The organism is Clostridia bacterium (genome assembly GCA_016887505.1).
Classification (GTDB): domain Bacteria; phylum Bacillota; class TC1; order TC1; family UBA5767; genus UBA5767.
This window is the reverse complement of sequence record CP069393.1, coordinates 1,054,351-1,066,871: the sequence shown is the minus strand read 5'-3', so window position 1 is coordinate 1,066,871 and position 12,521 is coordinate 1,054,351. Positions and strand designations below refer to the sequence as shown.

At 44.3% G+C, this 12,521-nt stretch carries 4 protein-coding genes and 3 rRNA genes; 6 read left to right on the top strand and 1 reads right to left on the bottom strand.

Annotated features, from left to right (window positions below; translation table 11 throughout):
• Positions 1–40: 40 nt before the first annotated feature.
• Positions 41–3,085, bottom strand: coding sequence for a PBP1A family penicillin-binding protein (locus JR334_05325; protein QRN86627.1), 3,045 nt, complete (start codon positions 3,083–3,085; stop codon positions 41–43).
• Positions 3,086–3,409: 324 nt separating this feature from the next.
• Between JR334_05325 and JR334_05320 the strand changes: the two genes are divergently transcribed.
• The 6 genes from JR334_05320 (at position 3,410) to JR334_05295 (ending at position 12,486) form a co-directional block, all read left to right on the top strand.
• Positions 3,410–4,618, top strand: coding sequence for a tyrosine--tRNA ligase (locus tag JR334_05320; protein ID QRN86626.1), 1,209 nt, complete (start codon positions 3,410–3,412; stop codon positions 4,616–4,618).
• Between the two features lie 296 nt (positions 4,619–4,914).
• Positions 4,915–6,484, top strand: a 16S ribosomal RNA gene (locus tag JR334_05315).
• A 260-nt stretch (positions 6,485–6,744) separates the two neighbouring features.
• Positions 6,745–9,673, top strand: a 23S ribosomal RNA gene (locus tag JR334_05310).
• Between the two features lie 106 nt (positions 9,674–9,779).
• Positions 9,780–9,894: ribosomal RNA gene (rrf, locus tag JR334_05305) — 5S ribosomal RNA — on the top strand.
• Together the 16S, 23S and 5S rRNA genes form the textbook arrangement of a ribosomal RNA operon.
• A 468-nt stretch (positions 9,895–10,362) precedes the next feature.
• Complete coding sequence (locus JR334_05300; GenBank protein QRN86625.1) at positions 10,363–11,061, top strand: corrinoid protein; 699 nt, start codon at positions 10,363–10,365, stop codon at positions 11,059–11,061.
• Between the two features lie 24 nt (positions 11,062–11,085).
• Positions 11,086–12,486 carry a monomethylamine:corrinoid methyltransferase gene (locus JR334_05295; protein ID QRN86624.1) on the top strand — a complete coding sequence of 467 codons (1,401 nt, stop codon included), beginning with the start codon at positions 11,086–11,088 and terminating at the stop codon, positions 12,484–12,486.
• The last annotated feature ends 35 nt before the right edge of the window (positions 12,487–12,521 follow it).

Here is a 12,521-nt window from a genome sequence, read left to right as displayed (position 1 = left end):
CGTTCTCCTATAAAAGAGAACGCGGCTTTTTTTATATGACTTAATATATAATTTTGTACGTTGTGGAAGAATAAACTGTGCTATCACCATCTCTAGTAGCTTGTATCAAGTAATAGTAAGTATGCTCTGCTTCTACCTCACTATCTTGAAGTTCCCTAACGGATGTAGTTGCCAAGATATATGGGTCGAGGTCGTTGTCAGCTTGTTTCCAAACCACAAATTCCCAATCATCATCTTGATAATCCTTATCCAAATCCCATTCCAATTTGGCTCCTGCAATAGTACCGCGGATACGTACATTCTTGAAGATATTGATGCCAGAATTTTGATCCGAACCTTCGATAATTTCGTCATTTTCTTGGTCTGGAACAATTTCTTCTATTTCTTCTTCAGGCGGTTGCATGGGATCAAAAGGTTCTTCTGAATCGGAAGGTTCTTTTGGTACCGAGTAATTACTAGGCCTGTATTGTGTTGGGAAGTATTCCCAGTAAATCGGATTAACTGTCGGCGTGCTCGGCTGTGTCGGTTCAACTAAGTCTTCACCTGGCAATGCTGGGTTCTGGTCTACTGCACCATAATGTATAGAACAATATTCTGTTGGTGCCATCAGACTGTAATCTTCTGGAATGATATTTTTCACTAAAGACTCAATAACATTTGCCGGTAAGTTTTCAACACTGCTGACACCATACCGAGAGAGTGCGCTTTGGATATTACCAATAGGTACTGTTGGCATATAGGTAGTGTCGCGATTCAAGAAAACCTTGGTCTCAACAGAGGGGCAAAGATACGTGCCCAACATATGGCTCTCTGTACAAACAATGGCTTCTTTCCAAGCATCAGATGTTTCTGTTGGAACATTTTCTCTTGTAAATAGTTCCCGAATGATGTAGTCAGCTGGCGTAAGAGCACTAGGCAATAAACCTGACTTTTGATCAATTGCTACTGAAATAACATCGCTTGGTCGTTCAAAGTTGATGGGTGCCAAGTCTTCATGCAAAGGTGCCATAGCTTTTTGGAATAGCAATGCGGGATATTTTCCCCCATAAATTTTCTTCAAATAATGGTCCTTGTCGGTGCTATCAAAACCCATCCAAACAACTGATGTGTATTTTTTGGTATAGCCTGCAAACCAAGCATCCTTGTTTCCGGTAAGACCGGCAAACATGGCTCTTTCTGCTGGTGTAGATGTGGGGAGTTGCGTGGTACCCGTCTTACCTGCAGTTTGCCAGTTGGGTATCTTAGCATTGTAACCAGTACCATAATTAACCACAGTCTGCAACATATCGCTCATGATATAGGCCGTCTCTTCAGTCATTGCAACTTTCTTCTGTGGATTTGCTTCATAGATCACAGACCCATCCTTGGTTTCAATGCGTGCTACGGAGTAACTGTCTACTAAAATACCTTCATTCGCAAAAGCGCCATAGGCTCTGGCCAATTCTAAGGGATTACAACCGTAACTCATGCCACCTAAAGCAATGGATAAGTTATATTGCTCATTCTCCTCGAAAGGAATTCCTAGATTTTTAGCAAAATTGTAACCAGTTACCGTTCCTATTTCATCCAGAATTTTGACGGCTGGTATATTGACAGAATTTCGAACTGCCTCCCGCATGGTGATTAATCCGCGATAACGTCCATCGTAGTTGGTCGGCTCATATGGGCCTTGTTCAGTCGGAATGGAAACAGGAATATCATCAATTACAGTACCAGATGACATGCCACCATATTCTAAAGCTGGACCATAAACAACGACTGGTTTAATGGATGAACCAGGTTGACGGTTCATCTCAGGCGAAGCAGCACGGTTGAATCCTCGCTGGGAGATATACTCTCTGCCACCCATCATTGCTTGAATTTCCCCAGTTTCTTGTTCAATGATGACCATTGCCGCTTGTACTTGCTTATCATTCATGTCTTCTGGGAAATTCTCTGGGTCTAAAAAGAGTTCCTCCATATTGGTTTGCGCTAAGTTGTTCATCGTAGTATAAATCTTATATCCATTGCGATAGATATCCGAGTCAAGTTCCATGTCTTCCAAGATGGTTTCTGCTTCTTCCATCGCATAGTCGATAAAGAATAGATAGGGGCCTTCGACGTAGCTGGTTGGCTCAGGAGCCAAATCCAAGGGCTCGTTGTTTGCCATATCCTTTTCGGCCGTAGTAATGAAACCGTTAATTTCCATATTAAGGAGAATTTGTGAACGTCTACCCAAAGCAGAATCAGGATAATCAAATGGATTATATCCAGAGGGTCTTTGCGGCAAACCTGCTAGCAATGCGCATTCGGCTAAATCTAAATCTTGAACATCCTTGCCAAAGAAAGTTTGGGCGGCAGCTTGCACACCATAGGCACCTTCTCCAAAGGGGATGGTGTTTAGAAAAAGCTCGAAAATCTCATCCTTTTCATATCTACTTTCAATTTGGAAAGCCAATATGATTTCCTTAATCTTTCGATCCCAATCTTTTTGGTAGCGCGTATCAGAATCAATCAGGGCGTTTCTTGCTAATAACTGTGTAATGGTACTAGCGCCTTGTGCTTTCCGTTGTTCTTTAATATTTACCACCACGGAACGCAGAATACCTTTTAGACTGATGCCCATATGATCATAAAAAGATAAATCTTCATTTGCTATAAAGGCATTTTTCAAATCATCGGGTACTAGTTCAAACTCTACTGGAAAGCGATTCTCGACTCCATGCCGTTCAGCAATTTCATTTCCATCAGCATCGTAAAATGTGGTTGTGAGATCTCCGGTCATATCTGATTGATCCCATTCGGGGATGTCATCAGCTAGTGTTAATACATACCGGGTAATAAAACCTGCAATGATGAGGCCTACAACGACGAGAACTAGGAAAATAACCTTAAGCACTTTTACCCAAGTACGATTGGATTTTTTGTGCTTCTTATTTTTCCTGCTCTTATTATTAGTAGGTTTTTTTCTCACTTGCCTGTTTTTGGGGGACTCAGACGCTGAATGACCATCATTTCCTGTATAGATCTTTACGTCATCTTCTTTCATATTATTCGTTTTTTTTGAAACCGCACTATGTTTCTTAATTGGTTTCTTCTTATCCATAGTATCCTCCTGGGAACATATTGTTCCATCGTTGACTCCTAGATATTATAGCAGAAGGGGAAATACATTGCCAAAGAAAGATTGTTCTTCGACAACTTTACGGTTTTTGCCCCTCTATAATTAATAGTAGCAGTTATAGCCGTAAGAAATAGCCCACACTACAGATTTAGGGAGATTAATCGAGTCTTTGGCCTTCAAACTTAATATATTGGACGAGATTCACCCGGAAATTGTTCACACCCCTGCTAATATGTGGTAAAATTCATGGAATAGTATAAAAATGGGTGTACAAACGGTGCCAACCATTGAGATAGAGGGGGAAATATGGATATCAAAGCAGAAGTCGAGAGACAGTTACAAATTATCAGAAGAGGAGCCATAGAAATCATCCCGGAAAAAGAGTTGATAAGCAAGATTGAAAAATCGATTAAGTCGAACAAACCTTTGAAGATTAAATTAGGTTTGGATCCTACGGCCCCGGATATCCATCTGGGCCATACCGTAGTCTTGCAAAAAATGCGTCAATTCCAGGATCTAGGTCACCAGGTGACAATCATTATTGGTGATTTCACAGGAAGAATTGGTGACCCAACAGGCAAATCTGAAACTAGAAAACAACTGACTGAGCAACAGGTTCAGGATAATGCCAAAACGTATATGGATCAGATTACCCGTATCCTTGATCCAGATAAAACGGAGATGAGATTTAATAGTGAATGGCTTTCAGCACTGACATTTACGGATGTTATCGAGCTTTCTGCGAAGTACACGGTAGCTCGGATGCTAGAGCGTGATGATTTCACCAAGCGCTACCGTTCAGGACAGGCTATTGGTATCCATGAGTTTTTCTATCCTTTGATGCAGGGCTATGACTCGGTAGCTTTAGAAGCAGATGTGGAATTGGGTGGAACAGATCAGAAGTTTAATATTTTGATGGGTAGAACATTGCAAAAGGAGTATGGACAAGAACCTCAGATCGCACTTTTCATGCCTATTTTAGAAGGGCTGGATGGCGTTCAAAAGATGTCCAAGTCCTTGGGCAATTATATAGGCATTGATGAAGCACCGAATGATATGTTTGGAAAAACGATGAGTATCACAGATGACTTAATCTTGCGCTATTTCGAATTGGTTACTCCTGTAAGTCTTGAAGATATCAAGAAAATGGAAATAGAAATGGAACAAGGTGCGAATCCAAGAGATTATAAGATTCGTTTGGCGAAAGAAATTATTGGTATGTTCCACAGCAAAGAAGATGCAGATGCAGCCGAGGAGAATTTCAAGAATGTATTTGCTAAAAACCAGATTCCTGATGATATTCAGGAAATCGAGGTACCTAAAGAAGCCATCTGGATTGCTAAGCTTCTAAATGAACTGGGCCTGGTGTCATCCACATCGGATGGTCGGAGAATGACCATGCAGGGCGCGGTGAAAATTGATGGTGAAAAGGTTACAGATGTAAAAGCGGAAATTATTCCAGTTAAGGGAATGATAATCCAAGTAGGTAAGAGAAAGTTTGCTAAAATTAAGTAAGCAGGGAGTTTAGACAGTGCCACTGTACAGTGGCACTGCTTTTTAAAGAAAAGAAAGAAAACTTAATGATTTAAGTTGACTCTATGACCTTGCTATGCTATATTAATTAAGCGCCACGAACACGGTGCGAAACATTTGGTCTTTGAAAACTGAACAGTGAATAACAAATACATGCCCGATTCAATTAATGAATCGAAAAAAAGCAAGACTATACTCGAAAGAGTAAAGAGTAAAAGTAACGAGTCGAATTAGACTTCCAAACTGATACTAAAGCGTTTCGGCGCTGAAGATAAAATCTGATGGAGAGTTTGATCCTGGCTCAGGACGAACGCTGGCGGCGTGCTTAACACATGCAAGTTGAACGGACCACCTTTTTGAATCCTTCGGGTGAAGAAAAGAATGGTTAGTAGCGGACGGGTGAGTAACACGTGGGCAATCTGCCCTTTAGACTGGAATAACACCGGGAAACTGGTGCTAATACCGGATGAGATTTTCCTAAGGCATCTTGGGAAAATGAAAGGAGGCCTCTCTATAGAAGCTCCCGCTAAAGGATGAGCCCGCGTCCCATTAGCTAGTTGGTAAGGTAATGGCTTACCAAGGCGACGATGGGTAGCCGGCCTGAGAGGGTGAACGGCCACACTGGGACTGAGACACGGCCCAGACTCCTACGGGAGGCAGCAGTGGGGAATATTGCGCAATGGGGGAAACCCTGACGCAGCAACGCCGCGTGAACGATGAAGGCTTTCGGGTCGTAAAGTTCTGTCAAGTGGGACGAAGGCTTATAGGTTAATAGCCTATGAGATGACGGTACCTATAGAGGAAGCTCCGGCTAACTACGTGCCAGCAGCCGCGGTAATACGTAGGGAGCGAGCGTTGTCCGGAATTACTGGGCGTAAAGGGCGCGTAGGCGGTTATTTAAGTCAGATGTGAAAAACCGAGGCTCAACCTCGGCCTTGCATTTGAAACTGGATGACTTGAGGATGAGAGAGGAAAGTGGAATTCCTAGTGTAGCGGTGAAATGCGTAGATATTAGGAGGAACACCAGTGGCGAAGGCGACTTTCTGGCTCATACCTGACGCTGAGGCGCGAAAGCGTGGGGAGCAAACAGGATTAGATACCCTGGTAGTCCACGCCGTAAACGATGAGCACTAGGTGTAGGAGGTATCGACCCCTTCTGTGCCGCAGCTAACGCATTAAGTGCTCCGCCTGGGGAGTACGATCGCAAGATTGAAACTCAAAGGAATTGACGGGGGCCCGCACAAGCGGTGGAGCATGTGGTTTAATTCGACGCAACGCGAAGAACCTTACCAAATCTTGACATCCCTTGAATTACTGTGTAATGCAGGAAGTCCTTCGGGACAAGGAGACAGGTGGTGCATGGCTGTCGTCAGCTCGTGCCGTGAGGTGTTGGGTTAAGTCCCGCAACGAGCGCAACCCCTATCGTATGTTGCTACCATTAAGTTGAGGACTCATACGAGACTGCCGGTGACAAACCGGAGGAAGGTGGGGACGACGTCAAGTCATCATGCCCCTTATGATTTGGGCTACACACGTGCTACAATGGGACATACAGAGGGCAGCGAAGCCGCGAGGTGAAGCGAATCCCAGAAAGTGTCTCTCAGTTCGGATTGCAGGCTGCAACTCGCCTGCATGAAGTCGGAATCGCTAGTAATCGCAGGTCAGCATACTGCGGTGAATACGTTCCCGGGCCTTGTACACACCGCCCGTCACACCACGGAAGTTAGCAACACCCAAAGTCGGGGAAGTAACTCTTCGGAGAGCAAACCGCCTAAGGTGGGGTTGATGACTGGGGTGAAGTCGTAACAAGGTAGCCGTATCGGAAGGTGCGGCTGGATCACCTCCTTTCTAAGGAGACCATCCATTGCGTGAGGCGATGGAGACTTCTAGGTCGTAATCGGGCTTAATTCACTGTTCACTTTTCAAGGACTGAATGTTCTTGAAAACTTGTTCTTTGAAAACTACATAGCGAAAGTAAAGCAAAAAAACTCAAGAAAAACATACGCATGTGAATGCAGTTTTTTTTAAGCAATTTAGCAAGAGTAAATAAAGTAATAAAAGAAATCTTATACCATTAAGAGGCAATTTAAACAAGAAACATACACAAAGGTGAAGCTAGTAAGAGCATATGGTGGATGCCTTGGCACTAAGAGGCGATGAAGGACGTGGTAAGCTGCGAAAAGCTTTGGGGAGCCGCAAGCAGGCATTGATCCAGAGATATCCGAATGGGGAAACCCTATATGAGTAATATCATATAACCCTATGGTGAATCAAATAGCCATAGAGGAGCGAACCCGGAGAACTGAAACATCTAAGTATCCGGAGGAGGAGAAAGAAAACTCGATTTCCTAAGTAGCGGCGAGCGAAATGGAAATAGCCCAAACCAGAAGAGATTCTGGGGTTGTAGGACTGCAATATGGGATTGAATTAGGTTAGTCGAACAGATTGGGAAATCTGGCCAAAGAGAGTGAGAGCCTCGTAGACGAAAGCCGAAGGCACCTTAGCAGTATCCTGAGTACCACTGAACACGTGAAACTCGGTGGGAACCCGGGGGGACCACCCCCCAAGGCTAAATACTCCTTAGTGACCGATAGTGAACCAGTACCGTGAGGGAAAGGTGAAAAGGACCCCGGGAGGGGAGTGAAATAGAACCTGAAACCATGTGCTTACAAACAGTTGGAGCGAAAGTGACAGCGTACTTTTTGTGTAACGGACCGGCGAGTTGTGGTATCAAGCGAGGTTAAGTGCTTCAGGCACGGAGCCGAAGGGAAACCAAGTCTGAATAGGGCGAAAGTTTGGTGCTGCAGACCCGAAACCGAGTGATCTATCCATGGGCAGAGTGAAGCGGAAGTAAAATTTCGTGGAGGCTCGAACCGACTTACGTTGAAAAGTGAGCGGATGACCTGTGGATAGGGGTGAAATTCCAATCGAACTCGGAGATAGCTGGTTCTCCCCGAAATAGCTTTAGGGCTAGCCTCGGCGTTGAGATTTATGGAGGTAGAGCACTGAATAGACTAGGGGCCCTAAAGGGTTACCGAATCTTATCAAACTCCGAATGCCATAAATTATAGCCGGGAGTCAGACTGCGGGTGACAAGGTTCGTAGTCGAGAGGGAAACAGCCCAGACCAACAGTTAAGGTCCCCAAGTATAGACTAAGTGGAAAAGGATGTAGGGACGCCCAGACAACCAGGATGTTGGCTTAGAAGCAGCCATCATTTAAAGAGTGCGTAATAGCTCACTGGTCGAGTGGCCCTGCGCCGAAAATGTAACGGGGCTCAAGTCTAACACCGAAACTTTGGCATTAATTTATTAATGGGTAGGGGAGCGTTCTGTGTGCGGAGAAGGGAAGCTGTAAGGCGACTTGGAGAGCACAGAAGTGAGAATGCCGGTATAAGTATGCGATAAGGGGAGTGAGAATCTCCCCCGCCAAAAACCTAAGGTTTCCTGGGGAAGGCTCGTCCGCCCAGGGTAAGCCGGGACCTAAGCTGAGGCCGAAAGGCGTAGGCGATGGACAATTGATTGATATTTCAATGCTACCTGTACGCCATTTGAGGATGGAGTGACGCAGGAGGGTAGGCATGGCGCACTGATGGATATGTGCGTGCAAGCAAGTAGGGTGTGATGTAGGAAAATCCGCATCACATAAACCTGAGATGTTACGCCGAGCGAAATTAAGTAGCGAAGCAGCTGACCCCACACTGACAAGAAAAGCTTCTAACGAGGAGTACAGGTACCCGTACCGTAAACCGACACAGGTAGGAAGGGTGAGAATCCTAAGGCGCGCGAGAGAACCTTCGTTAAGGAACTCGGCAAAATGACCCCGTAACTTCGGGAGAAGGGGTGCCCCCCGGTGTAAAGAGCGCACGCTCTGAGCATTGAGGGGCCGCAGAGAATTGGCCCAGGCGACTGTTTACCAAAAACACAGGTGCCTGCTAAATCGATGAGATGATGTATAGGTGCTGACGCCTGCCCGGTGCTGGAAGGTTAAGGGAAAATGTTATCCTTCGGGAGAAGCATAGAACTGAAGCCCCAGTAAACGGCGGCCGTAACTATAACGGTCCTAAGGTAGCGAAATTCCTTGTCGGGTAAGTTCCGACCCGCACGAAAGGCGTAACGATCTGGGCACTGTCTCAACGAAGGACTCGGCGAAATTGTAGTACCAGTGAAGATGCTGGTTACCTGCGGCAGGACAGAAAGACCCCGTGGAGCTTTACTGTAGCCTGACATTGAATTTCGATACACTATGTACAGCATAGGTGGGAGACTTGGAAGCATGTACGCTAGTATGTGTGGAGTCACCGGTGGGATACCACTCTTAGTGTATTGGACTTCTAACCAGTGGCCGTGATCCGGTCATGGGACAGTGTCAGGTGGGCAGTTTGACTGGGGCGGTCGCCTCCCAAAGAGTAACGGAGGCGCCCAAAGGCTGGTTCAGGATGGTTGGAAATCATCCGCAGAGTGTAAAGGCATAAACCAGCTTGACTGCGAGACTGACGGGTCGAGCAGGGATGAAAGTCGGGCTTAGTGATCCGGTGGTTCCGAGTGGAAGGGCCATCGCTCAACGGATAAAAGCTACCCCGGGGATAACAGGCTTATCTCCCCCAAGAGTTCACATCGACGGGGAGGTTTGGCACCTCGATGTCGGCTCATCGCATCCTGGGGCTGTAGTAGGTCCCAAGGGTTGGGCTGTTCGCCCATTAAAGCGGTACGCGAGCTGGGTTCAGAACGTCGTGAGACAGTTCGGTCCCTATCCGCCGCAGGCGTAGGAAACTTGAGGAGAGCTGCTCCTAGTACGAGAGGACCGGAGTGGACGAACCGCTGGTGTACCAGTTGTCCTGCCAAGGGCATAGCTGGGTAGCTACGTTCGGAAAGGATAAGCGCTGAAAGCATCTAAGCGCGAAGCCTACTTCAAGACAAGGTTTCCCATGGAGTTAATCCAGTAAGACCCCAGAGAGAAGATCTGGTTGATAGGTTGGGAGTGGAAGTGCAGTAATGCATGCAGCTGACCAATACTAATCGGTCGAGGGCTTCACCAGAAGCCACTTAAAGGAAAGATAACTTTTAGTACTGCTTTACGAAAGCTGTGTAGTTTTCAAAGAACAAGAAAACCCAATTGCAAGGTATGTAAATAGGATAACAATTTCTGGTGATGATTGCGAAAAGGAACCACCCGTAACCATTCCGAACACGGAAGTTAAGCTTTTCAGCGCTGATGGTACTTGGGCATTGGCCCCGGGAGAGTAGGACGTTGCCAGAATTAATTTTAAAGGACGAGCTTTGGCTCGTTCCTTTTTTTTATGCAGTTTTACATATGGATGTGTGGTTACCAAAATTTTATATGGAAAGAAGACTATTTCAAACAGGAAAGTATGCTTTTCAGTGATTGAGCATAGAGCCATACGATTCGGCCTTGTTAGAATTAATCTTAGGAACGAGTTTTGCTCGTTTTTTTTTATGTCTATTTTTATTCGTTCAAAAAATGAGTTGTTGACTATCTATTTGGTTTATTGGATATACTTTTACATCTGATTAAACTAAAAAGTAAAGTAAAAATAACAATTTGTTAAAATGGTCAATAAAGTGATGCATATTAGCGTAAAACACTCTGATGATTTGTATTTGTGGTGAACGATAATAAATGCGAAAAAGTGAATAATATTAGATGTAAGGAATAGTTCCTCGTAACACTGAAAGTGACAAATAAAGTACTAAGGAGGATGTTATTGTGTCTAAAGAGTTGATGGAAAAGCTGAGCTATGCGATTGCCGAGGGGTATGAAGAGGATGCTATAAAATACGTTCATGCAGCGTTTGATGAAGGTATGGCACCTATGGATATACTGAACCAAGGTGGTACCGCTGGTATGGATATTATTAATAAGCGCTATGACGATGGTGATGCTTACTTGCCTGAATTGGTAATCGCAGGTGATGCGATGAAAAAGGTAGTTGATTTAATATTTGAAAGAATTAAATCAGACGGTGGTGTTTCTCAAAAAAGAGGTACTGTTGTGATGGCACAGGCTGAAGGCGATGTACATGATATCGGTAAAAATGTAGTATCGGCTCTACTGGGTGTAAATGGCTTCGAAGTATATGACTTGGGAATAGATGTTCCCTTTAAAGAGATTATTAAGAAGGCTGAAGAAGTAGACGCTGATATTATTGCACAATCAACTCTACTCACAACATCATTGCCATTCTTAGAAGACGTAGTAGCTTATCTTAGAGATACTGGAAAAAGAGATAAGTATTTTTATGTAGTTGGTGGTGGACCGGTTACTACGGATTTCGCTAAAAAAATCGGAGCTGATGGCTGGGGCAGGAATGCCTTTGATGCAGTGGAGCTCTTCAAGAAACTTATGACAATTGAGGGATCACCATTGGAAGAAACCATTATTCTAGATTCTGAGCACCAAGGTTAGGTTAGGGATTAGGAGGATAAAATCATGAGTATGAGTAGAAAAGTACAAAATATAATGGATAGTTTGGACAAGGCATATACTGGTCCAGTTACAACTTTGAAAGAATGGGATATCAGAACGATTCCAACTGCAATTCGGAATAAGTTGAAAGAACATGGATTGGAAAAAACGTATGACCCTGAAAATCCGATCAACTGTAGCGATGAATTAGCAGACCGTTTTTGGGTTGCTGGTAAAGAATTGGCATTAGAACTTGGTCTTTTTTGTGAAGATACAGAACGAATCATTAAAATTACAGAAGAAGAATATCAAGATACTGTAAAGAATTATCAGAGAGAAAACTTGATGGGTACTGGAAAAGATCAAGTAGTGATGCGTCCTAGACGTCCCGAAGATCCCACTGAGCCACTTATGTGTGCATCTCTAGGTTTGGTATGTTCTGAGGAACTATATCTACCGTTGGTGGAAGGAATCATCAGATACCCTAAATTGGTCGATGTACTCCATGGACCTACTCTATCAACTGTTTATGGAAGAAAAGTTCGTTCCGGTTCCCCTTATGAAACCTTGATGGGCCATTATGAATCACAACTAAAAAAAGAAGCACTTTGGAGAGCTGGCAGAGAAGGCATGTCATTAACCGGTGTAGCAGGTGCTTGTACAGAGTATGGTCATTTAGGTGGTGCGCCTGCACTACCAGGATATGGCAATAATACAATGTCTTTATGCCCGGTTGAGTTAAAATGTACATTCAGTAACTTCCACCGAATTATTCAAGGATTAAACTATGGACATAAATTACGAGTTGGTGGATTCTCATATATCGGTGGATATGCTGGCCCAGTTGAAGGTGCTGTTTTAGCAAATATTGCAACTGAAATTCTGCTATTTACCATCATGCAAGCTGATTATGTAAGTTCTTACGTATATGACTTGAAATTATTTGGTAACTGTGGACGTAAAGCTTTATGGGGTAATTCTGTTGGCACACAAGCTGTTAGCCGAAACACCAAGTTCATGCGGAATAAAATTGTAAATGAGACTGCTGGTCCGAATACGGATATGTTCTTGTATGAATCTGCAGTAGGCAATATGAACCATTGCGTATCGGGCGCGTCTAAGACTACTCAACCTAGATCTGCAGGTGGACGATACACTGACTACATTACTCCACAAGAGTGCTGGTGGGTTGGTGAGGTATTTAAATCATGTGCCGGCATGACAAGAGAAAAAGCCAATGAAGTAGCTAAGAAAGTATTACCGCTGTACGAAGAACAATTAAGTCAACCTCCAAAAGGACAAAGTATCTATGAGTGCTATGATTTAGAAAAGCAAGAGCCTTCACCAGAATATAAGGCAAGAGTGGATCGAATCAGAGAAGAGCTTATTGGATACGGAATGCCTCTTGGCAAAGTATTTGAATAGTCTCACAAGAGGCGACAATCTAGGTAGTTATACTT